Origin of the sequence: Caryophanon latum (genome assembly GCF_001700325.1) — a bacterium.
Taxonomy (GTDB): domain Bacteria; phylum Bacillota; class Bacilli; order Bacillales_A; family Planococcaceae; genus Caryophanon; species Caryophanon latum.
In genome coordinates this window covers 23,713-47,806 of the sequence record NZ_MATO01000078.1, presented here as the reverse complement: position 1 = coordinate 47,806, position 24,094 = coordinate 23,713, and the positions used below count along the sequence as shown (strand labels likewise).

General features: G+C 40.8%; 23 protein-coding genes. 18 read left to right on the top strand and 5 right to left on the bottom strand.

The features are described 5' to 3' along the window. Positions 1-344: 344 nt before the first annotated feature. The 16 genes from rpsF to rlmH all read left to right on the top strand — a co-directional run bounded on the left by rpsF (position 345) and on the right by rlmH (position 16,532). Positions 345-635, top strand: a complete 291-nt coding sequence (rpsF, locus tag A6K76_RS15430; protein WP_066466498.1) for a 30S ribosomal protein S6 — start codon at positions 345-347, stop codon at positions 633-635. Positions 636-673: 38 nt separating this feature from the next. Beyond that, a complete protein-coding gene (gene ssb / locus A6K76_RS15425) occupies positions 674-1,258 on the top strand; it encodes a single-stranded DNA-binding protein (protein ID WP_066466497.1) in 585 nt (194 codons plus the stop codon). 37 nt (positions 1,259-1,295) lie between these two features. Then, entirely contained in the window at positions 1,296-1,535 is a 240-nt protein-coding gene (rpsR, locus tag A6K76_RS15420; RefSeq protein ID WP_211270286.1) for a 30S ribosomal protein S18, read from the top strand. A gap of 227 nt (positions 1,536-1,762) precedes the next feature. Continuing rightward, the gene (locus A6K76_RS15415; protein ID WP_066466495.1) at positions 1,763-2,707 is read left to right on the top strand and encodes a YybS family protein; all 945 of its coding nucleotides are present in this window, start codon (positions 1,763-1,765) and stop codon (positions 2,705-2,707) included. Between the two features lie 11 nt (positions 2,708-2,718). Continuing rightward, entirely contained in the window at positions 2,719-4,692 is a 1,974-nt protein-coding gene (locus A6K76_RS15410) for a DHH family phosphoesterase (RefSeq protein WP_066466494.1), read from the top strand. Further along, positions 4,689-5,138, top strand: a complete 450-nt coding sequence (rplI, locus tag A6K76_RS15405; protein WP_066466493.1) for a 50S ribosomal protein L9 — start codon at positions 4,689-4,691, stop codon at positions 5,136-5,138. Before A6K76_RS15410 ends, rplI begins: the two co-directional genes overlap by 4 nt. Positions 5,139-5,427: 289 nt before the next feature. Next, positions 5,428-6,795: a replicative DNA helicase gene (gene dnaB / locus A6K76_RS15400; RefSeq protein ID WP_066466492.1), complete on the top strand. Its 1,368-nt coding sequence runs from the start codon at positions 5,428-5,430 to the stop codon at positions 6,793-6,795. A gap of 317 nt (positions 6,796-7,112) precedes the next feature. Then, the gene (locus A6K76_RS15395; protein ID WP_066466491.1) at positions 7,113-8,417 is read left to right on the top strand and encodes an adenylosuccinate synthase; all 1,305 of its coding nucleotides are present in this window, start codon (positions 7,113-7,115) and stop codon (positions 8,415-8,417) included. A 357-nt stretch (positions 8,418-8,774) separates the two neighbouring features. Further along, positions 8,775-9,485 carry a response regulator YycF gene (gene yycF / locus A6K76_RS15390; RefSeq protein ID WP_066466490.1) on the top strand — a complete coding sequence of 237 codons (711 nt, stop codon included), beginning with the start codon at positions 8,775-8,777 and terminating at the stop codon, positions 9,483-9,485. 5 nt (positions 9,486-9,490) lie between these two features. Next, positions 9,491-11,317, top strand: a complete 1,827-nt coding sequence (walK, locus tag A6K76_RS15385; protein ID WP_066466489.1) for a cell wall metabolism sensor histidine kinase WalK — start codon at positions 9,491-9,493, stop codon at positions 11,315-11,317. Beyond that, the gene (locus A6K76_RS15380) at positions 11,317-12,621 is read left to right on the top strand and encodes a YycH family regulatory protein (protein ID WP_066466488.1); all 1,305 of its coding nucleotides are present in this window, start codon (positions 11,317-11,319) and stop codon (positions 12,619-12,621) included. Before walK ends, A6K76_RS15380 begins: the two co-directional genes overlap by 1 nt. Beyond that, a complete protein-coding gene (locus A6K76_RS15375; RefSeq protein ID WP_066466487.1) occupies positions 12,608-13,417 on the top strand; it encodes a two-component system regulatory protein YycI in 810 nt (269 codons plus the stop codon). Before A6K76_RS15380 ends, A6K76_RS15375 begins: the two co-directional genes overlap by 14 nt. A gap of 4 nt (positions 13,418-13,421) precedes the next feature. Next, a complete protein-coding gene (locus A6K76_RS15370) occupies positions 13,422-14,210 on the top strand; it encodes an MBL fold metallo-hydrolase (RefSeq protein WP_066466486.1) in 789 nt (262 codons plus the stop codon). Positions 14,211-14,338: 128 nt separating this feature from the next. Next, on the top strand, positions 14,339-15,625 hold the full coding sequence (locus A6K76_RS15365; RefSeq protein WP_066466485.1) for a S1C family serine protease: 1,287 nt from the start codon (positions 14,339-14,341) through the stop codon (positions 15,623-15,625). A gap of 176 nt (positions 15,626-15,801) precedes the next feature. Next, positions 15,802-15,963, top strand: coding sequence for a CxxH/CxxC protein (locus A6K76_RS15360; protein ID WP_066466484.1), 162 nt, complete (start codon positions 15,802-15,804; stop codon positions 15,961-15,963). An 89-nt stretch (positions 15,964-16,052) separates the two neighbouring features. After that, complete coding sequence (gene rlmH / locus A6K76_RS15355) at positions 16,053-16,532, top strand: 23S rRNA (pseudouridine(1915)-N(3))-methyltransferase RlmH (RefSeq protein WP_066466483.1); 480 nt, start codon at positions 16,053-16,055, stop codon at positions 16,530-16,532. 58 nt (positions 16,533-16,590) lie between these two features. Here rlmH and dcd read toward each other — a convergent pair whose 3' ends face one another. The 5 genes from dcd to A6K76_RS15325 form a co-directional block, all read right to left on the bottom strand. Next, positions 16,591-17,193: a dCTP deaminase gene (gene dcd, locus A6K76_RS15350; RefSeq protein ID WP_066466482.1), complete on the bottom strand. Its 603-nt coding sequence runs from the start codon at positions 17,191-17,193 to the stop codon at positions 16,591-16,593. Further along, a complete protein-coding gene (locus tag A6K76_RS15345) occupies positions 17,165-18,607 on the bottom strand; it encodes a M48 family metalloprotease (RefSeq protein WP_066466481.1) in 1,443 nt (480 codons plus the stop codon). Before A6K76_RS15345 ends, dcd begins: the two co-directional genes overlap by 29 nt. After that, entirely contained in the window at positions 18,601-19,044 is a 444-nt protein-coding gene (locus A6K76_RS15340; RefSeq protein ID WP_066466480.1) for a hypothetical protein, read from the bottom strand. The genes A6K76_RS15345 and A6K76_RS15340 overlap by 7 nt, the downstream gene beginning before the upstream one ends. A 374-nt stretch (positions 19,045-19,418) precedes the next feature. Then, positions 19,419-20,327, bottom strand: a complete 909-nt coding sequence (locus A6K76_RS15335; protein ID WP_066466479.1) for an Abi family protein — start codon at positions 20,325-20,327, stop codon at positions 19,419-19,421. Between the two features lie 424 nt (positions 20,328-20,751). After that, entirely contained in the window at positions 20,752-21,480 is a 729-nt protein-coding gene (locus A6K76_RS15325) for an HAD-IIB family hydrolase (protein ID WP_066466477.1), read from the bottom strand. A gap of 68 nt (positions 21,481-21,548) precedes the next feature. Here A6K76_RS15325 and A6K76_RS15320 point away from each other — a divergent pair, with 68 nt between their 5' ends. Together A6K76_RS15320 and A6K76_RS15315 are read left to right on the top strand one after the other, a co-directional pair. Then, complete coding sequence (locus tag A6K76_RS15320) at positions 21,549-22,211, top strand: Crp/Fnr family transcriptional regulator (protein WP_066466476.1); 663 nt, start codon at positions 21,549-21,551, stop codon at positions 22,209-22,211. 376 nt (positions 22,212-22,587) lie between these two features. Beyond that, entirely contained in the window at positions 22,588-24,069 is a 1,482-nt protein-coding gene (locus A6K76_RS15315; RefSeq protein WP_066466475.1) for a methyl-accepting chemotaxis protein, read from the top strand. Positions 24,070-24,094 lie beyond the last annotated feature (25 nt).

Below are 24,094 nucleotides of genomic sequence, written 5' to 3'. Positions count from 1 at the left end.
ACGTCCATGTAGCACCGCCTTCATGACGAACATCGTGTTCACCACCGAGCCCGAGAAAAGCGAAGCCGTGGGAAGCAATCGGTTAATCAACATATGTGAGGCATTAATTTTAAAATTAGTATAGCGTATCACATGCAATAAACGCGCACATTCGCTATAATGAGAATGTACGTTCTATTTATATTGGACGATCAAATAAAAAGAATCAGCAGTAACTTCTAAATATATTTCTTGAATGTGTTCGGCGTGTGTGGTACAATTCATTGATGTGAGTAATACTGTTACTTGCTCCTTGCTCCTCGTAGGAAGAGTGAGCCAAAGACCATAAGGAGGTGCAATCTATAATGCGCAAATACGAATTAATGTACGTAATCCGTCCAAACATCGAAGAAGATGCTAAGAAAGCTTTAGTTGAGCGTTTCGCTGACATCTTAACTTCAAACGGAGCTGAAATCGTTGAGTCTAAAGACTGGGGTAAACGCCGTCTTGCTTACGAAATCAATGACTTCCGCGAAGGTTTCTACCAAATCGTAAAAGTTAACGCTGGCACACAAGCAATCGACGAGTATACTCGTTTAGCTAACATCAGCGAAGACATCATCCGCTTCATCGCTGTTCGCGAAGAAGAGAAATAATTTTTGAATTAAACTGCTGAGAAGGAGGTTGTATACGAATGATTAATAACGTCGTATTAGTTGGAAGACTAACAAAGGATCCAGAGCTGAAAATGACACCATCAGGAATTGCGGTGGCTCGTTTTACACTTGCTGTAAACCGTCCATTCACAAGTCAAGGTGGCGAAAAGAAAGCGGATTTCATTAACTGTATCGCTTGGCGCAAGCAGGCCGAAAACTTAGCAAACTTTATGCGTAAGGGCGGTCAGATCGGGGTAACTGGTCGAATCGAAACAGGTTCATATGAAGGTCAAGACGGCAAACGTGTTTATACAACTGAAGTCGTTGCAGACAATATCCAATTTTTAGAGCCAAAAAATAGCGGTCAAGGCAACGGAGGCTATCAACAGCCGCCAGCGCAAAACCAAGGCTATGATTACGGCGGTGGACAGCAATACGGTCAACAGCCATCTTATGGTGGAGGTTACCAGCAAGCTGCACCACAGCAGGCTCCATTTTCAAATCCGGCTCCAATGCAACAACCGCCGAATCAGCAAAACTATACAAATATGAACAACGACCCGTTTTCAGATAACAACAGTAAAAATTCTGTCGATATTTCGGAAGATGATTTACCGTTCTAAAACGGGACACCAAAAATTAGTTTAAAGGAGGAAAACGATAATGGCACCACGTCGCGGAGGCCGCAAACGCCGTAAAGTTTGCTACTTCACTTCTAACAACATTACGCACATCGACTACAAAGATGTAGATCTTTTAAAGAAATTCATCTCTGAGCGCGGTAAAATTTTACCACGTCGCGTAACTGGTACTTCTGCTAAATACCAACGTAAACTTACAACTGCAATCAAAGTTTCACGTATTATGGCATTATTACCATTCGTTGCTGATGAGAAATAAGAACGAATTAAACCCTGTTTTGTAAGCTTGCTTACGAAACAGGGTTTTTTTATTATTATCGGGCTCGCTTTTTCGCTGTAAAAAGGCTTTTTTAACGTGAGAAGTGACGAATATCGTTAGCCAAATGACGGACATTTTCATTCATTTCTTGAAAGTATACCGATTTGGATTGCGTTTGTAATAATGGTACAATGTTTAAGGAAAAGTACAATAAAGGAAGGTTTTTTATGCCGAATAAACAAACGAGTAAGTTAGCGCAAGGGGCGATGATGATTGCTCTATTTACCGTATTATTGGCGCTAGCTTTTTACGTACCGCTAGTTGGTTCAATTGCTTCAATTTTTGTTGCATTACCGATCATGTTGTACAGTGCGAAATATGATTTATCTGCGTCGATCGTTGTCGGTATTGCAGGCTGTATACTTGCACTATTAATCGGCGGTGTATTAGCAGTGCCATTTGCTTTATTATATATTGCACTCGGTATTGTGATGGGCTACGGAATTCAACAAAAGAAAAGTAAAGAGATGCTGTTTTTATCTTCAAGTGTAGCAGTGTTAATTACATCCGCGGTGCAATATTGGGCATCGATTCAGCTATTTGAAATTGATTTCATTCAAGATTCATTGAAATTAGTGAAGGAAAGCTATACGGAATCAGTAGCATTAGCTAAGGAAATGACAGGGCAGGAAATTTTTACGACAGAGCAGTTAAATTTAATTTTTGACACGCTTGAGATGGCGGTTCCGGCGTGTATTACGATTGCGGTCTTTTCGATTACATTTATTATTATGGTTGTGAACTTGCCAATTTTACAACGTCTTCATGTAGAAGTGCCAAAGTTTGCACCGTTTCGCCATATGCGTTTACCTAAATCGATTTTATGGTATTATTTAGTGATTTTAGTTGTAAACTTTGTAGCGAGTCCTGAAGTTGGCGACACGCTATATATGATTACGTTAAACATCTCGATGATTTTATGGATCTTATTAGTATTACAAGGGGTGTCATTTGTGCATTTCTTTGTGAACGCAAAGGGATTACCAAAGGCGCTTGCATGGTTTGCGACAGTGCTTGCCGTACCGTTATATTCATTTTATGTGCTTCTAGGTATTGTAGATTTAGGTTTTAACATTCGTGGATTGGTAGAGCCAAAGCAGACGAAAGAGTAGGGGTTGAGACAATGGGAGCTTTTCGAAAAAGACCGATGCGTTATCCAATCATCTTCTTTATGCTGTTGTTTATTGTAGCAGCATTTATTATGAGTACAAATAGTATTATGACTGCCGCTGTATTTACATTAGTGAGCCTTGCCATTGCCCTATATGCGTGGCGTACAGAAAAGTATTTATATGACGATACAGAGGCACATATTGAAACGTTATCGTATCGCATGAACAATGTCGGGGAAGAGGCGTTTTTACAAATGCCAATTGGAATTGTACTGTTAAATGAGGCGTACAATATCGCGTGGGTTAACCCGTACATGCAAAATATTATTAAAGAGCAGTCGTTAGTTGAAGAGGAAGTGGCGCTCATTGCACCAGAGCTAAGCAACTTTGTGAAGCAAGACGAGCAAACGGAGCGCACTGTAACGATTCATGAGCGTAAATACCGCGTGCTGTATAAAAAGAAGGAGCGTCTTCTTTATTTCTTCGATGTAACAAAACAGCTTCAAATTGAAACGCAATATTTTGAAGACCGCACCGTGCTCGCCATTTTATTTGTTGATAATTATGATGAAATTACGTCGATGATGGACGACCAGGCGCGCAGCTCGACAAATTCACTCGTGACGTCTATTTTAAATGATTGGGCGAAGGAGCACGATATTTTCTTAAAGCGCATTTCGTCAGACCGTTTTATGGCGGTGCTCAATCGTTCTATTTTAGAAAACTTAGAGGAGAAAAAATTTCCGATTTTAGATGACGTGCGTGAAAAAACACAGCAGCGCAACGTATCGTTAACGTTAAGCATCGGTGTTGGGACAGGCTCTGCTTCGCTAACGGAGCTCGGTCAGCTTGCACAATCGAGCTTAGATTTAGTGCTTGGGCGCGGCGGTGACCAAGTAGCTGTGAAAAATCCAGACGGCAAGCTGCGTTTTTATGGCGGGAAAACAAACCCGATTGAAAAGCGTACGCGTGTCCGAGCGCGCGTCATTTCGCATGCGCTACGAGATTTAATTCAAGATAGCGACCGCGTATTTGTAATGGGACATAAAATGCCAGATTTAGATTCGATCGGTGCGTGTGTCGGTGTGCGCAAAATGGCGAGCATGAACAAAGTAAGCGGTCATATCGTCGTAAACTTTGACGAGCTAACAGGTAGCGTCGGGCGTTTAATGTATGAGCTAAAGGCAAATGAAGAGCTATATACGTCGTTTATTTCGCCGCAAGATGCACAGCCGCTTATTACCGAGAAGTCGCTGCTTGTTATCGTTGATACGCATAAGCCAAGTTTAGTTGTTGACCCGACGATTTTACAGCACTTTGAGAAAGTCGTTGTCATTGATCACCATCGCCGAGCAGAGGAATTCATTGAAAATCCGGTACTCGTATATATGGAGCCGTACGCATCGTCTACAGCTGAGCTTGTGACGGAGCTACTTGAATATCAACCAAAGCATGATAAAATTACAATGATTGAAGCAACAGCACTGCTTGCAGGTATTATTGTTGATACGAAAAGCTTTACGCTACGAACAGGCTCTCGCACGTTTGAGGCGGCGTCGTATTTACGAACAGCTGGAGCAGATACAGTGCTTGTACAGCGCTTATTGAAAGAAGATATCGATACGTATATCGAGCGCTCACGCATTATTCAAACAGTCGAATTTGCAGCGCCAGGTATTGCGATTGCACATGGCAATGAGGGTGAGGTTTACAACTCGGTGCTCATTGCGCAAACGGCTGACATATTGCTAACGATGAAAGATATTTCTGCCTCGTTCGTTGTTGCGTTGCGTCCGGATGGGCAAGTTGGCATTAGTGCGCGTTCACTCGGTGAAACGAACGTTCAGCTCGTAATGGAACGTCTCGGAGGCGGAGGGCATTTATCGAACGCAGCCGCACAATTGCCAAACCAGTCATTAACGGAGGCGATTGCGCAATTGAAGAGTGCTATTTTTGATGTAATGGAAGGGAGTTCGGAAACATGAAAGTCGTATTTATTAAAGATTTAAAAGGTCAAGGTAAAAAAGGTGAAGTGAAGGAAGTATCAGAAGGGTACGCACAAAACTTTTTAATTAAAAAAGGCTACGCGAAGGAAGCAAATGCACAAGCGATGAGCGAGCTTCAAGGTCAAAAGCGTTTAGAAGAAAAGCATGCAGCAGCTGAGCTACAAGCGGCGAAAGATTTAAAAGAAACAATTGAAAACTTAGAAGTGGTTGTAAAAGCAAAATCAGGTGAAGGTGGTCGTTTATTCGGCTCGATCTCAACGAAGCAAATTACAGCTGAGTTACAAAAAGCACATGGTATTAAAATTGATAAACGTAAAATGGATTTACCAGATGGCATTCGTTCATTAGGATACACGAACGTGCCAGTGAAATTACACCAAGAAGTAAAAGCAACATTAAAGGTACATGTGAAAGAAGAAGCGTAAATGTATTCGTATGTTGATTAACTATAGACAATGAACTTAATACGGTAACCGTTCTTTTGTTTCGGTGGACGCTTTTCGCGGAGGGCAACATGATGTTCGTCACAAAGGCGTTGTCGCATGGACGCGACGAATTTAGCCTTTGTTCCACCATTTTCGGTGCGTGCTTGTCCCGCAGAAAGCATGCCTCGACGTGAAGAGCCGACTAACAAAACGTTAAAATATATTCACCGTCTATATATAATTAATCAACACACATGAATTAACGTATGTAAGAAGGAGGGGAAAATCTATGGCCGATCCGATTATGGACCGTGTCCCCCCGCATAACCATGAAGCTGAACAAGCTGTCATCGGGGCGATTTTCCTTGATTCATCAACGCTTATTACCGCGTCTGAAATTTTACGACCGGATGATTTTTATCGTTCGGCGCACCAAAAAATCTTTGAAACGTTCATTCGTTTAAGTGACCGAGGAAAAGGAATAGATGTCGTTACAGTAACAGAGGAGCTGTCTTCTAAAAAGGAACTTGAAAACGTCGGTGGGGTTGCATACATTATGGAGCTTGCCAACGCTGTTCCTACCGCTGCAAATGTTGGTCATTATGCCAAAATTGTAGAGGAGAAGGCGCTCCTTCGTCGTTTAATCCATGTTGCGACAAAGATTGTTGAAGATGGGTATACGCGTGAGGATGAAGTAGAATCGCTATTAGGCGAGGCGGAAAGAAAAGTGATGGAAGTCGCAAACCGCAAAAATGCGAGCGATTTTCGTCACATTAAAGATGTATTAGTGAATACATTCGACAACATTGAACAAATGCAACATCGCACAGGTGACGTTACAGGCATACCGACTGGCTTTACCGCACTTGATAAGCTAACAGCAGGCTTCCAGCGTAACGACTTAATTATCGTAGCGGCGCGTCCTTCTGTTGGTAAAACGGCATTTGCACTAAATGTTGCACAAAACGTAGCAGTACGTGCAGATGAAAACGTCGCAATCTTTTCACTAGAGATGGGGGCAGAGCAACTTATTATGCGTATGCTTTGTGCAGAAGGTAATATCGACGCGCAAAACTTACGAACAGGTTCACTGACGCCAGAGGACTGGAATAAGCTCATGATTGCGATGGGTACGCTATCAGATGCCGGCATTTTTATCGATGATACGCCAGGTATTCGCATTAGTGAAATTCGTGCAAAATGTCGCCGTTTAGCAAATGAGCAAGGTGGGCTTGGTATGATCTTAATCGATTATTTACAGCTCATCCAAGGTAACGGTAAGTCAGGCGAAAGTCGTCAGCAAGAAGTATCGGAAATTTCACGTTCATTAAAAGCGTTAGCGCGTGAATTAAAAGTTCCGGTTATCGCATTATCGCAGCTATCGCGTGGCGTAGAGCAACGACAAGATAAGCGACCGATGATGAGTGACTTGCGTGAGTCAGGTTCGATCGAGCAAGATGCTGACATCGTGGCGTTCCTTTATCGTGAAGACTACTACGATAAAAGCGACGAGGCGGAGAAGGGCATCATTGAGATTATCGTGGCGAAACAGCGTAACGGCCCAACTGACACAGTGAAGTTAATGTTTAAAAAAGAATATAATAAATTTATTAATATGGACTATTCCGCGGAATATAACGCACCACCACCAGTGTAGTGGCGAATAAATCCGTTGAAACACGAACATTTTTTGTTTTTATAACATTACATGTTCGTGTTTTTGTTTGACATGAATTTGTATTAATTGCTACAATGAAAATATATTAGGAATTAAATGGTATTCAATTGGTTGACTGAATCGTTACGATGACGGATTAGTTGATGGCGTAGCAAAACTCCTAGGGGAAAGCTCGTGCCTCAAGACTCTACAGACGCGATGAGCGTCGAGGAGGCTTGAGCCGAGCTATAGGAAAGCGACTATCAACTTTCAATACGGAAATGTTCGGCTTAAATTTCTAGCGGGGGTGCTGTTAAATGACATCAGTAGTTGTAGTAGGTACGCAATGGGGAGACGAAGGAAAAGGCAAGATTACGGACTTTTTATCGAAAAAGGCAGACGTCATTGCGCGTTTTTCTGGCGGCGATAATGCAGGACATACAATTAAGTTCGGTGGAGAAACGTATAAGTTGCATCTAATTCCATCAGGCATCTTTTATAAAGACAAAACGTCGGTAATGGGTAACGGCATGGTCATCAACCCGAAATCTGTCGTGACGGAGCTAAAAGGCTTAGTAGAGCGCGGCGTAGATCCGACGAACTTACGCATTTCCAATCGTGCGCATGTGTTGTTGCCGTATCATATTTATCAAGACCAGCTAGAAGAGAAAGCACGTGGCGACGATAAAATCGGCACGACCGTAAAAGGTATCGGCCCGTGCTACCAAGATAAAATTGCCCGCATCGGCATTCGCATTGCAGATCTTTTGCATAAAGAGACGTTTGAGCAAAAGCTACGAGAAAACTTAACGTGTAAAAATCGCTTATTCGAAAAATATTACGAGGCAGAATCGCTACATTTTGATGATATTTTTGAGCAATACTACAACTACGGTCAACAAATTGCTGAGTACGTAACGGATACGTCGAAAGTATTAAACGACGTGCTAGACGAAGGTGGACGCGTATTATTTGAAGGCGCACAAGGGGTTATGTTAGACGTCGATCACGGCACATATCCGTTCGTCACGTCGTCAAACCCAGTAGCAGGTGGTGTAACGACAGGAACGGGCATCGGACCTTCTCACGTATCGTACGTAATCGGTGTATGTAAAGCGTACACATCGCGTGTCGGTGACGGTCCATTCCCAACGGAGCTTTTTGACGAGCAAGGGCATCATATTCGTGAAGTCGGGCGCGAGTATGGCACGACGACAGGACGACCTCGACGCGTTGGCTGGTTCGATGCAGTTGTCGTTCGCCATAGTCGCCGCGTGTCAGGTATTACACATTTAGCGCTCAATTCGATTGACGTATTATCGGGACTTGAGACGGTAAAAATTTGCACAGCGTATAAATATAACGGTGAAATCATTACCGAGTACCCTGCAAGTTTACAGCAACTAAAAGAGTGCGAGCCAGTGTACGAGGAGCTACCGGGCTGGTCTGAAGATATTACAGGTGTACGCACATTAGACGAGCTTCCACAAAATGCACGCAACTATTTAGAGCGCGTACTAGAGCTAACGAACATTGAGCTCATGACGTTCTCAGTAGGACCAGCGCGCGAACAGACGAATGTAGTAAACGACATTTGGGAAGATGAAGAAGTAAATATATAGATGAACGATCACTCGAAGCAGCGTTATTTCGAGTGATTTTTTTTTGGCCGCATCGAAGTAAAAGAAGCGAAACATGCAGAGAATAGTAAAGCATGTTACAGTTAAGAGTAAAGTTAAATTTGTGTGTAAGTTGTTGAAAGATTTGTACGGGCATGTAGCGCATTTGTCGATACAATCGGAATTAGCGAGACTCCTTGAGGAAAAGCGCGAGAATTGACCCCCCGCAGACGTGAGTTTACGAACGGCGAGGAGGTTCAAGCCACGCCCTAGAAAAGCGAGACGAATGAAGCGGATAGTAACAATGGCGACATCACTAACTTACACATAAAAACGCATTCCACGAAAGAAGGTCATAACATGAACAAAAAGATTTTAGTCGTTGATGATGAAAAGCCAATTGCAGACATTTTGCAATTTAATTTAATAAAAGAAGGTTACGACGTTGTATGTGCATACGACGGCGACGAAGCGCTCGAAAAAGTTGAGGAAAGCCAGCCAGATTTAATGCTGCTAGACATTATGTTACCGAAGCGCGACGGCATGGAAGTTTGTCGTGAAGTGCGTAAAAAATACGACTTCCCAATCATTATGTTGACGGCAAAGGGCTCAGAAATTGATAAAGTGCTAGGGCTTGAAATGGGCGCCGACGATTACGTAACGAAGCCATTTAGTACGCGTGAGCTTATTGCGCGCGTGAAAGCGAATATGCGTCGCTTAAATGTATCGTCACAGGCGGAGGAAGCAGAGCGTGAAACGAACGATATTACTATTGGAGCGCTTGTCATTCAGCCAGATGCTTATTTAGTGCAAAAGCGCGGCGAGTCGATTGAGTTAACGCACCGTGAGTTTGAGTTGCTGCATTATTTAGGGCAGCACATCGGACAAGTGATGACGCGTGAGCATTTATTACAAACGGTATGGGGATACGATTATTTTGGTGATGTGCGTACAGTGGACGTAACAATTCGTCGTCTGCGCGAAAAAATTGAGGATAATCCGTCGCACCCGATGTGGATTGTGACGCGCCGAGGTGTAGGTTACTATTTACGAAATCCTGAGCAGGAGTAACGAGCATGCAAAAAGTAAAATTTTTTAAATCGATTCACGTTAAAATCGTCATTATTTATATTTTACTTATTTTGCTTGCGATGCAAATTATCGGGTTGTATTTCGTAAAAGGGTTGGAAGATAATTTAACGGATAACTTTATCGATTCGATTAAAAATCGCGTAGAGCTTGTGAAATATAATGTAAGTGAAGAGATGCAGCGTGAGCGAGATGAAACGACCGTGTCGACGGAATCAAGCTTAAATGAAGTGCTGTCAGGCTTTGCATCGAACGATATTTTAGATGCGCGCGTGCTAAACGATCAATATCGTATTTTAGCGACGGCGAAAAATAGCTCGCGTAATCGCGTCGGGCAATACATTGAAAATGAAGCAATTGAAAAGGTTGTAAAATCAGGTGAGGAGTACGACGTCATTACGCTTGATGAAAATACGAAAAAGCGTGTATGGGTACTCATTCAACCAATTATTGCAAATGACAAAGTAATCGGTGTTCTATATATCGAGTCGAACATTGAAATTGTGTACGACAACATGAATCAAATTAACCGCATTTTAGCGCTCGGCACAGGTATTGCGCTTGCGATTACAATTGTGCTCGGTACGCTTATTGCACGCACGATCACGCGTCCTATTTCGGATATGCGTGAGCAAGCACAAGCACTCGCAAAACGTAACTTCTCGCGTAAAGTGCGCGTGTACGGCTCAGACGAAATCGGACAGCTTGCGATTGCGTTTAACCATTTAACGAACCGCTTACAGGAGGCGCATTCGACGACTGAAGCGGAACGACGCAAGCTTGCGACCGTGCTAAAAAACATGACGGACGGCGTTATTGCAACTGACCGGAAAGGACGCATCATTTTAATTAATGATCCGGCGCTTCAACTATTGCAGCTAGAGCGTAACGAAACGTTAAACCGACCGATTATTAGCGTGCTTGGATTGGATCAAGATTATGACTTTGAAGATTTAATTCATATGAAAGATTCGGTGAACTTAAACTTTAGCACGCATGATACACCGTACGTGCTGCGTGCCAATTTCTCGGTCATTCAAAAGGAATCGGGCTTCGTCAACGGTTTAATTACGGTGCTGCATGACATTACGGAGCAGGAAAAAATCGAGATGGAGCGTCGTGAATTCGTGGCGAACGTTTCGCATGAGCTTCGTACACCACTGACGACGATGCGTAGCTATTTAGACGCGCTAGCAGACGGCGCGTGGAAAGATGAAAACATAGCGCCGACGTTTTTAAATGTCACGCAAACGGAAACGGAGCGCATGATTCGACTTGTTAACGACTTGTTACAGCTGTCGAAAATGGATAGCCAAGATTACCAGTTCAACAAAGAGGTCGTTGAGTTTAACCGATTTTTTGAGCGCATTATTGACCGCTTTGAAATGTCGAAATCACAAACTGTTGAGTTCATTCGACTGTTGCCGGAGCAAACGTACTTTGTTGAAATTGACACAGATAAGCTGACGCAAGTAATCGATAACATCATTTCAAATGCGATGAAATATTCACCAGACGGCGGCTACATTCGCTTTGGCTTTACGGTGCAAGATACGTTTTTAAAAGTCATGATTTCTGACGATGGTATGGGTATTCCGAAAGAAAATTTAACGCGTATATTTGACCGTTTTTACCGCGTAGACCGTGCGCGTGCTCGCTCGATGGGTGGTACGGGGCTTGGCTTAGCAATCGCGAAGGAAATGATTCAAGCACATGGCGGACAAATTTGGGCGGAAAGTGAAGAAGGACAAGGAACGACAATTTTCTTCACGTTGCCATATGAATTAGAGGATGAAGTAGGTGAGTGGGATTGATGCGCTACATTGAGCCAATCAAATCATGGCTACTAATTTTTTTAGTTGCGTTAAGCTTATTTTTAACATTTCGCATTTGGACATACACACCAGACTACGGTGTTATTGAAGAAAAAGAAGTAGAAGAAATTATTATCGGAGAGCAAACGCAGCTATCGAACGTTATTCGTCCGTATAAGCTCGTATTTAAAGGCGATGAGGCGTGGCGTGGCACTGTATCGACGACGAATATTGACAACGTGCTACAGTCGATGAAAGATTGGCATTTATCGAATGTGTCGCTCGTGACGGATGAGTTTACGCCGAATCAATTAAATGAGCTCGTGCGTACGAAAGATCACGTGACGATGATTTTTGCTGAAGAAATTCCGATGACGCTATTTCAAGAGTTTTTCAAAATGGATTTACAGCGCATGCCAAGCATTAGCTTTGACCGTTTAATTATTGAATGGAATGCAAAAGCGAAAGTGGCGCGCGCATATTTCGTCAACGTAAAGCAGCAGCAACTATATGAGGCATCGATTACGATGACAGCACCTTCATTAGATGAGCGCGTGCTAAAAGAAATTATTATGAACGCTACGGAGTATACTGAAATTGAGCGCGAAGATACGACGTCGCTATACGTCATAAAAAACAACGTCGAGACGGTGCATTACACGTATCATACAGGCGAAGTGTCGATCGATAAATTCGTGCGCTCGTTATTTTCGGATTACTCAAGCATTAATAAGCAAGTAAACTCAGCAGCGAGCGAGCAGTATGAGGGGGCATCTGAAAAAATGGATGTGAACCCGCTGCGCCGCGAGTTTAAATACGTCAATCCACGTGGGCAGGACGAGCAGCTTGCCGATGCTGAGCTTATTCGTGAAACATTCCGCTTTATTAACGCTACAGGCAGCTTCACAGGTGATTTCCGCTACGTATACGGCGACGGCTATGAGGCGAAATATCAGCTATTTGTTCAAGGATTCCCGGTGTACAGTGAAGATTCATCAACGACGATTTCGCTATCGATGCGCGACGGACGACCGTATCAATATAACCGTCCGTACTACACGCTCGACATTGCGGATATGAAAGTAGAAGCACTTATGTCAGGGGCGCGCGTCATTAACATTTTACGCAAGCAAAACCCTGAGCTGCTGGAGCAAATGAATGACTTAGTTGTCGGCTACATGCTGCGTCATACCGAAAACAGTCGCATTTTCGTGCTGGAGCCGTCGTGGTTTGTGCTGCAAGGTGAAGAGTACGTGCGCATTGACCCGCTTATGACGGGAGGTGTTGCAAGTGGACTGGAGTAAAACACAAACCGTTTTCATCATCATTTTCCTCGTGCTAAACGTCGCGCTGTATGGCTTATATAAAGAGCGTATGAGCGGCACGGAAGATTTGGACGTCATTGCGGACAAGTCGATTGAGCTGCGTTTAAAAGAGGATGAAATTACGGTGAAGAAGCTGCCAAATATTAAAGAAGGCGACTTATACATTTCAGGGAAGCCACATGCGTTTAAAAAGCGTGAACTGAACATGTCGAATCAAAACTTTTATATTGAAGAGGACGGCTATACGCTCATTAGCTCCTTGAAGCAGCCGATTACGCTCGAGGAAGTATCGGAGCGCACATTGAAGGAATTTGCTGCACGTTACGTGTATCGCGGCAACGATTACGTGCTCGGTGAAATCGATGAGGACGAACAGCGCGCAATCTTTTTCCAAAAGACGAGCGAGCGTCCAATTTATTATGATGAGCATGCGATGTTAACGATTGAGTGGAATAAGGACAACTTAGTTCGCTCCTATACGATGACGATGCTTAGTGAAATGGAGCCGTTCGAGCATCAAGCGCCACTCATTGAGCCAATTGCGATTATCGAAAAGTTATACTTACAAAAATTGTTAGAGCCAAAAGACCAAATACAAAACGTCAACATCGGCTATACGTTTATGTCTGAGCTATCGCAGCGTGAAGTATTCGTTGCTACGTGGGAAATTCGCGTGAAAAACGATAGCTTAAAGACCGAGGAGTCCTTCTTTGTCAATGCGGTTGATGGTACAATTTTAACGGTTCTGTCAAACGAAGAGGAAGAAGAGGAGTAACAAAATGCGTTTTAGTGTGTTAGCAAGCGGCAGTACAGGAAATGCGATTTATGTCGAAAATGATGAACATGCATTTTTAGTCGATGCCGGTTTAACAGGAAAGAAAATGGAGCAGCTATTTGCGGAAATCGACCGCGATATGAAAAAGTTGTCTGGTATTTTAGTGACGCACGAGCATAGCGATCACATTAAAGGTGTCGGTATTTTAGCGCGTAAATATAAAGTGCCAGTGTTTGCCAATGCAAAAACGTGGGACGCAATGGAAAAAGGTGTCGGCAACATTCCACTAGAGCAGCGATTCCATTTCGAGATGGAGTCGATTCATTCGTTCGGCAGCATCAGTATCGAATCGTTCGCGGTAAGTCATGATGCGGCAGACCCAATGTTTTACATCTTTCATGAAGGCGACCGCAAGCTATCGGTCATTACCGATACAGGCTACGTAAGCGACCGTATGAAAGGGCATATTCGCGGCTCGGATGCGTTCATCTTTGAAAGTAATCACGACGTCAGCATGCTACAAATGGGCGCATATCCGTGGAATACGAAGCGCCGCATTTTAAGCGATGTCGGACACGTATCAAACGAGGATGCTGCACTTGCGATGAGCGATGTCGTCATGGACAAGCCGACGCAAATTTATTTATCGCATTTAAGCAAAGATAACAACATGAAAGATTTAGCCCGCATGAGTGTGACACAAACGTTGCAATCACGCGGCATCATTTGTGGTGAGTACGTCCATTTACACGATACGGACGCAAACAACCCGACGAAGCTTGTCGAAGTTTAAAATGAAAGCTGTGCCGACGTTCAACGTTAGCACAGCTTTTTTATGCAATCATTAAGCGATTTTCATGTAATTTTAATGTTCGCATCGTATAGTAAACATATACAAATTGAACGAAGCGGAGTGATACGATGAGTTACTTTGACGAAGAAAATAAACAGGAAGAGCCGCTAACGCCATTGCAGCAGCGACTAGCGGAGGACGAAAGCCGCATCCATAAACCAAAAAAGCAAACGAAAGAAAAAAGCAGCATCGGTTATTTTTTTAGCGCGTTGATCGGCGTCATGATTGGGGCATTGCTCGTATGGTTTATGATGCCGAGCATGTTAAATGATGTCGAAATCAATACACAGTCAACAACGACGAACGTTTCACAAACAGCAACGTCGGTAACATCAGACATTACATCAGCCGTTGAAAAAGCATCACCAGCAGTTGTCGGCATCTCGAACTATCAGCAATCTCCAAACGCATTAGGTGGCTTCGGCTTCTGGTTCGGTCCAGACGAGCAGCAAGGTGAAGGTGAGCTACAAGAAGCAGGTACAGGCTCAGGCGTTATTTACAAAGTGGACGGCAATGAAGCATTTATCGTGACGAACTATCACGTCATTGAAGATGCAGAAAAACTCGACATTACATTAGCAGATGGAACGAAAAAGGAAGCGACATTAGTTGGTGGCGATGTATGGACAGATTTAGCGGTCATTAAAGTCGAAGCAGAAGGCATTGAAACGGTTGCGAATTTCGGAGACTCCGATGCAATTAAGCAAGGTGAGCCAGCAATCGCAATCGGTAACCCACTTGGTTTTGAGTTTTACGGTTCGGTTACAACAGGGGTAATTTCAGGTACGGAGCGTTCAGTACCAGTCGATTTAGATGGTGACGGCGTTGAAGATTGGGAATCGGAAGTCATGCAAACAGATGCAGCAATTAACGGCGGGAACTCAGGCGGTGCGCTCGTGAACATTAATGGTGATTTAATCGGCATTAACTCGATGAAAATTGCGGCAGAAGACGTAGAAGGATTAGGCTTTGCCATTCCAATCAATACGGTTATTCCAATTATCGAGCAGCTCGAGCAAAACGGTGAAGTACAACGTCCACAAATGGGCATCTCACTTATGGACTTAACAGAAGTGCCATCGTTCTACCAGCAAGAAACGTTAAAGCTACCTGAAGATGTGACAACAGGTGTCGTTGTAACGGACGTTGTCGCAAACTCAGCAGCACAGCAAGCAGGCATGCAAAAATACGACGTCATTATCGAGTTAGACGGCGAAAAGATCGAAAGCGTCATCGATTTGCGTCAGCACTTGTACACAGAAAAGAAAACGGGCGATACGATGAACGTCAAACTATACCGCGCTGGCAAAATCGTTGAAACGAAGATGAATTTAACAGCAGGGCAAACATTTTAAACAGCGAGCGACTATCGGACGGACATGTTCCTTCCATAGTCGCTTTTCGTTTGCTACAATGAACGAGCATATACAGTTGCAATACACATTAGTAGTCGCGTATTGCGGCTCGATGAAAATGAACAATAGTTTCAAAAAGAATGACGTGAAAATTGGAAAAAAGAGGTGGTATTTTAATGGAAAAATATAGCTGTGAAAACCATATCGACCATGCATTAGACATGTTCGTAGCAGAAGAAAAAGTGTTCCCGACGATGGACTTATTAACAGAAGAACAAAAGTTATCCACAGTTTGCTCATATTGCGACGAACACGCGGTATATATAGTATCAAGGTAAAAACTTTACACAATATATAGTGTCGATTGTGGATAACTTTGTCGAAATTGTGGATAACATTTGTACGGAAATGAACGGAGGTACACGACTTGAATATTAGCATTATTACAGTCGGCAAGCTGAAAGAAAAATATTTAAAAATGGGAATTGATGAATACGCAAAACGCCTCGGCAGCTACGCAAAAATCGACCTGATCGAAGTGCCAGATGAAAAAGCACCTGAGCAGCTAAGCGATGCCGAAATGGAAATCGTTAAGAAAAAGGAAGCGGAGCGCATTTTAGCGAAAATCGGACAAGACACGTACGTCATCGCCCTCGCCATCGACGGCAAACAAAAAACGTCCGAGCAAATGGCAAAGGACATCGAATCGCTCATGACGTACGGACGAAGCAAAGTCGCATTTGTTATCGGTGGCTCACTCGGACTGCACGACGACGTACTCAAACGCGCCGACGAACAGCAATCGTTTGGCAAAATGACACTGCCGCATCAGCTCATGAAGCTTGTGTTGATCGAGCAAATTTATCGTAGCTTTAGAATTATAAAAGGGGAACCGTATCATAAGTAGGGCGGTTTGCTTTATACAAAAGAAAAGACAGTCTAAAAGAGTACTGTCTTTTCTATAATTATTGATTGAATTTTTTTAGAATTTTTAAATCTGAATCTCTATTTATTTGAGACAAAATTGGTGAGGTATTGCTAATATATTTTGAAACTGAATTTGAAATATAGGATTGTGGAACCGGTTCACTAGCAAATAAGACTAATTGTATTAGCCTCATACCACATGTTAAATTAATCGCATTAACTCCATTATTTTCGAGTTGTAAAGTTAGTGTACCAGCATAACCGGGGTGAATAATGGATGTTACATTTAAACCTAGTCGATTTAAAGAAGAACGGGTACTTATCATGCCTACTAAATCATTTGGAATTTTAATATATTCAAAGGTATTTACTAAAACTAATTGATTAGGATGTAGTATGAAATTTTCTCCAAATGAACGGAAAGTAGATTGGAAAAATTGTTCCATAGGTTCATCAACTATTCCAATTAAAGGAGATCTAGTAGGTATTGAAACTTTGAATTCGGTCCCTAGTCTTAAGTCGATACTAGCTCCATTTAATTGAGTATTTTCTAGAATAGGTGAGATGATGAGTTTTCTATCTAAAGAATCATCATCTAAATCAAGTCGCTCTTTAATCATTTGAGAAGTCAAAATTGACATGATTCCACCTCCTATGAATATGTGCTGATGTTAACGCTTTTTTCACAAGATTATTAATCACCTCTCTGATATTGTAATCTTGTTCATTTTCAGAAAGGTGTGCACTTAATGTATCTTTATGAACTAAATATGCATGCCAACCAGAGTTTAATATACTAATACTATCGACAGGGCTATTATTCAATTCATTGGGTGGAATAAAGTTAGAAATTTTTTTTGATAATTTAGGTACAACTTCTTTAAATTTTGAAGCGTTATAATGTAAAGAACTTGGTATTTTACTCATTACAAAATCAATTATAGAAGGTAAATTATCTATAAGAATATCTTCAATTAATTTATATGAATCCGGATTTAATTTTAAACGGTAGATTAAATCATTTCTAATATGTCCATCTATAAAACTAGTAGTATCATGAATTTTAGAATTTCTCCATTTTTCTTCACTAATCTCAATGTGTTTTTGAATATAACTATCGAAATTATGTTTGTAATCTAGTTTATCAAATGTTGCCATTCTTACTATGCTTCTTAATGAAGATCTAGGATGAGACTTAGAATAATCATCCACTAAGTGTCCTTCTTCAGATAATGAACTGAAAGTAAAAATACTATCTCCTGAAAAATGTGATGCTGGTCCATATAGTAAAATACCTGCTATGTCTGCTACAAACTCTTTTAGCCAATTAAATAGATGATTTTCACCTAATATCTTTTTTATTAAATCATGTTTAAGGCGATTTTCTTGTTGGTCGCTTAAAGTAATTTGAGTGTTTTGTAGTTTAAATTGTAGAAAAGCTTGTAGCTTATGTAAATTTTTATGCAGTAATAATTGTGGTAATAATTCAGCTGAAATATTTAAACCTGAGTGTAAATCAAAATAATGTCCTAACTCATGCCCCATTACACAACCTAAAAGAACGTCATCTTTGTGTATAATGGGGAACTGAATTAAGATTTTTTTCTTTGAATCGAATTGTAACTCAGGAAATATTTTTTTTATATTACTTGCAAACTGTATCCAAACATCGCCAATGGCATAATTCAAATACCAAAGTGGTTGAGTAAAAAAGAGAGTTTCATCTCCAAATTCAAGAATTAATTCTTTTGCAGGAATCATAACCTCTGTTGGATGATAAGTTATGTTCGCTTGTGAGATAAAACTTACAATTTTTTGTAGACTATTAAATGTTTGTCGATATAAGAGTATTTCTGAATAATTTAGTACAGAACTACTTTTAAATTTATCGAGTAACAACTTAGATATACTTGATAAGTCATTAATAAAAATTGGAATTTCATTTGATGGATAAGAGGTTAATTTCAGTTTTTCAATTTGATTATATAACGCAAATACTTGTTCGTGATGAATTTGTAAAGAAGTATCAAAAAAATTATCTGTTGATGTTACCAATCGAAAAAGTTCCTTGTGTTTTGGTCATTATTCGTATCGTGCGATTTTAAATTATTAATCAAATTTGAAAGGAAATTTATTAGGGTGCTCTTATCGTCTTCATTTAGAGAAGTTAAGTTGTCCAATTTTAATAATAAAGATTCTACATTTTCTTTAAAAGAGTGGTTTAGTAATTGTTCAGTAGTAAGACTCTTATTGATTAAAGAATATACTTCAGCAGTGTCTAAAAAGGAAAAAATCTTAAAAATCCCTTCATCATGAGCTTTACCACTTTCTAGAAGGTTTTTAAAAGTTATTAATTCTTTAGAATCCCCAGAGGATGGGTTTAATGAAATAATGGACTCTTTTAGGCATATTAATTCTTGAGTTAAATAAAGGCGTGTGAGCTTATTTTGTGTATTGAATAAATCATTTCTGTTATCAATTGCTAATACCATACAAATGTCCCCCTTTTCATATGTTTAATATTTATTATTCGCTTTTATTCAGTATATATCCTTCATAAATATTTTAAAACCGCACTTATCTACATTATGGAGAACCGTATCATAAGAAGATCAGATTTTCATACAACCATCGATTACAGTAAATTTATTGTAGTTGGTGGTATGTTTTTATTTACGATAGAAAAAGGATTTGTAGGGAGATTGTAGGAGGGCGTAACATATGCTATATAGTTAAGATGACAATTTAAAAATAAGCAAAAACTAAGGCTGATTTTCTAAAAAAGAAAATCAGCCTTTACAAATCGTTTACGGATTTTTTCATGTACTTTATTATATGTTCGAAACGACTTTAAATGCAAGATATTTTACTTTGATAAAATAATCTTACAGAAGAACATGTATATTGAATGTAACTGGTTATGTTTTAAATAGAGTGCCTTATTTTTTCTAGCGCGAGATAAAAATTTGTATAACTCTCTTGTTCGTTCTTTTTTTGTTCGTCCTTCAGGCATTAGTCGATTGTAAATAATATAAAGTACAGTCATGTCATAGATACGTAAATTATTAAGTTTTTTCTTCGCGGAATTTTTATTTGGAATTCTTTTATAAACAAATTTAGTAACGAGTTTATTATTAGCAAATTCTTCTTGCTCACCAACAATTTCATTTAAAAGTGAAGAACTATGAGCAGCTGTATTTCTAATGTTTTTAATAGCATAAAGATTTTTGCTTAAATATTGAAATTCAGATGAAGGATTACGCTTTAAGTAAAATTCAATAAAATCAACAAGTGTTCCAAATGACATCGTTTCAAACGCAACCCAAACAGGTGTATGTGATTCATATTTATTAAAAAGTGAAGAGCTATATTTAGAGTACTTTGCGTAACCGAGGATTTGTTTTTTAGTTTTAGTAGGATCTTTTGAAGTTGCGATAAATGCGTCGATTATGGAGTACCCATCTTCCGTTAAAGTATTTGTAATTTCAGCAAGAATAACCGTTTTGATTCGATGTTCTAAATCTAACGCCATCTTCATTAATAGATAACGTAATTGCATATCTAATGAAGCTAAATCACTTAATAGTTCAAATGATAAATTTGTATATTGATCTTTGTTATTTTTGATGAAATTTTTTCGATAAGATATAAGCTTAAAAAAGTAATTGTTCTTAGATAAGAAAGATATGATTTCATCATGTGTTAAATTGTATGTAATTCCTTTACGGTCAAAGTAATCGATCATATCTTGGAATCTATAAATAGGAGTATCCATAATTATCACCTCTTAGCACTTATTATATAATAAGTGTGCTTATTTATTCGTATGATAATTATTATCTGGAAATTTAATTTTTCCATTTGCAGGAAATTTGAATCCTTGAAACAATTATTATTCGGGTAATTGTTTCAAGGATTTTTTTATATTTTTCTTTAGTATAAGTTGTTCATTCCCAAGCGTGTTGATTAGCCAATCATTTGGCAGTGCACGGTTTGCGGCTCGCTTTCCTGGGGCTCGGCTCAAGCCTCCTCGACGCTCATACTTCGCGTCTGTGGGGTCTTGAGTCACGAGCTTTTCCCCAAGGAGTCTCGCCGCCCGCGCTCTGCCACTAAAAAGCTGCATCGATTTTCGTTTTCCGGTTCAAAATAAGTCATTCAGCTGTATAAAAATGGCTAATCAACAGACGTGGTTCATTCCACTAAGCTTCATTTGTACTCATCAGCTGTAAAATCCTCTCCGCCACTTCCTCCTTCTCAATCTTCACCGACGCATATTGCTGCACGTCATTGTTACCAACACATATGCTATACGTCGCATGTTCAAATAAGCATTGATCGTTACTGTCATTGCCGAATGCGATAAATTCATCGATGTTGAGCTGCTTTAATCCAGCGACTTTGTTAATGCCAAGTGGGCTAATGTCGATCGCTTGTTCATTTTTATAAGTAGTAATTGAAACAGGCAACGACGCTAATGCTGTTAACACTTGTTGTGATGGCTGAAAGAGCACGAGTTTACAGACGTGTTGTAGCTGTGAGATTGCGACATTTTTAGCGGAGCGCTTATCGATGTTTTTATAAATCGGGTGTGCGACGTCGCCAGTGTACGTATAATCCCATTTGCCGTCTGCTAAATAAGTGAGGTTGTGTGTATCGATAATGTGCTGCAACGCGTTTAGCACATCGGCAGAAAAAGTTGTTGTCGTGATGATGCCGTTTTGTGACGTGAAGCAGCCGTTTCCACCGACTAGCGGATACATTCGAAATGTAGCTGGCAGAACGGGCAGTAAATCACGAATCGGTCGTGCAGATGCAAAAATGACATGATGCCCTTCCTCGCGTAGCGTCGTTAATGCGTCAATGATCGTGTGGTCAATCGTTTTTCCATCAAAGCAAAGTGTACCGTCAATATCGAAAACAAAATTCATGTAAATCGCCTCCTACGACACAGTATAATGAGTACAAATGTGCGCGGAAAGGACAGGTGTCTCGACGAATGAGCTTACAAAAATTTGCGCAGCACTATACGTATCAATTTCCGAGTGAAGTTGTACAGCAGCTGCAAACGAAAACGTATGAACGACAGGAAGCAATTGTGCAAACAGGTGATGACATTGACGGGATATATTTTTTAGTGGAAGGTTGCTATTACGTGTCGAGCGTTGAAATTACAGGAAGAGAGCTGTTACTGCGGTATTGCAAAGCGCCTGCGATTTTAGGGGATATTGAAGTAATCGAGCGATGCAGCATTCAATCGAATTGCATTGTAGCGGAGCGGTGTGAATTTTTATTTGTACCGATGCATACGTATAAGCAGTTTTTACAGCACGATGCGGCGTTTAGTCAGCTATTATTGAAGGAATTAGCGTATAAATTAAAAACGTGTACAATTTCGTCTCGAGTGAATGCGCTGTCGTCTGTTGCGACACGTTTAGCGGCGTATTATTGCACGCTAGCATCGGTTAATACAGGGAGTGAGTATATCGAAACGAGAACGTTAAATGAAGTGGCGTCGCTAATCGGCACGACGAAGCGGCATGTCAATCGCATATTAAAAGCGTGGCAAGAAGAAGGCGTCGTCGTTCGGACAGGTCATACGCTGCACATTGTCGATTGGGAGAAGCTGAAGCGTTATTCGAACGACGTAAGATTTGAATAGTTCGCCATCAATTGTAGTGACATCGCTACAGTTGATGGTTTTTTCATTTGTGTGGAATATTATGAAAATCGTTGTTAGAACAAAGGAATATTATGTTATATTTAGGCTATAATAGGTTCATTACCGTAAGCTGGGGTTGACGTATAAAAGTTGCTTGAAACGAGACTGCCTCGACGTGAAAAGCAACCCCAAGTTATGGTGAAGAGCCGCTATAAGTAGGTTCGTTACTGTAAGTTGGCACGTTGTTTTAGAAAGGCGATGACCATTTCTAATAACGTGTTCGTCTCTGCGTCTGTTTCGACGCGAACGGCAATTCAACGTTATCGTGAGGAGCTTTATAACATTTAATGAGGGAAGAAAAGAGGAGAAGCATTACATGGAAGGTGTACATTTTTCATTTAATACGAAAAAAGTTCATAAGCTCAATTTACAAATTACATGCTTTATGGTGACGTTAATCGTTGCGCCATTGCTTATAAAAAATGGATTCGCTCAGTCGACGTTATATATCATCGCAAGTGCGAGCGTTTTAATTTGTGCGTTTTTAAATTATTTTTTAAAGCATGCGGATTCGGTTAAAGCGTTGTTATTTGCCGCATTGCCTGGGGCGGTCGTGTTCGGGCTATTTATTTTGGACGGCTTTGCGATCAATAAACATTATTTTATGTTTATTACGGTCATTATGGCGGCTATTTATTTTAATCGAAAAATATTGCTTACGTATGGTGTATGCATCAACATTTTTATCGTGACGTTATACGTTTTTGCACCAGAAAAGCTGCTAGGTGAAACATATACGTTTACGATTTTCATGATTGAGTTTTTCGTATATAACGGTATTTTTTACATGCTAAATAAGCTTAACGAATGGGGCGGTGAACTCATTGCGAGCTTACAAAAGCGTGAAGAGGAAACGAGTAAGCTGCTGCAAGAGGCGCAGGAGCTTGTACATAAAATTGAAAAGAGCGCCAATACGTTAGGTGCGGAAACAGATGAAGTAAAAGGAACATCGAACTCGTTAGCGATCGTGAGTGATGCGATTTTAAACTCGACACAACAAATTTCGCAGTCCATTCAAGGAGAAGCGACATCGATTTTAGTGATGCATGACATGATGCATGAATCGCAATCAGAGCTTGCACAAACAGTTCATTTATCGGAAGAGGCGATGCAGCATTCGCAACAAGTGAACGAGCAGCTAGCGAAAAATGAGCAGCACGTGTATGAAGTGACGAAGCAAATGGATGAGCTAAGCAACTCGATGAACGTAACTGTACATACGATGGACGATTTGCAAATGAGCTTGCAGGAAGTAAATCAGCTACTAAACGCCATTAAAAACATTGCCGACCAAACGAACTTATTGGCATTAAACGCAGCAATTGAAGCATCGCGTGCGGGCGAGCATGGTAAAGGGTTTGCGGTTGTAGCAGATGAAGTGCGAAAACTAGCGGAGGAAAGTGCCGTTACCGCTTCGCAAATTACAGAGGTGACGTCACAGCTGTTTGGCAAATCATCGGTTGCGCAGCAGCAATCAATGCGTGGGCAAGCAATCGCAGTCGAAGGACAGCAGCTGCTCGAGGAAATTGCGAACTTGTTTAATGATGTGAAGCATTCAAGTGATCTTTCGAATGCGAATATGCAGCAGAGCGTACAGGCAATCCAAAACGTCAGCGACCAATTTACGCATTTGTTAAATGAAATTGACGTGCTTTCTGCGATGTCGCAGCAAAACAGTGCCGCGACAGAAGAAATCGTATCGTCTATTTCGGAGGAGCATAAATTACTAGAGGCAATCGGTGAGGCGACAGGTAGGTTACAAACGTTAAACCGTGAGCTTATTCAATTAACAAAATAATCGTAAAAAAACGGCACATCTGAAC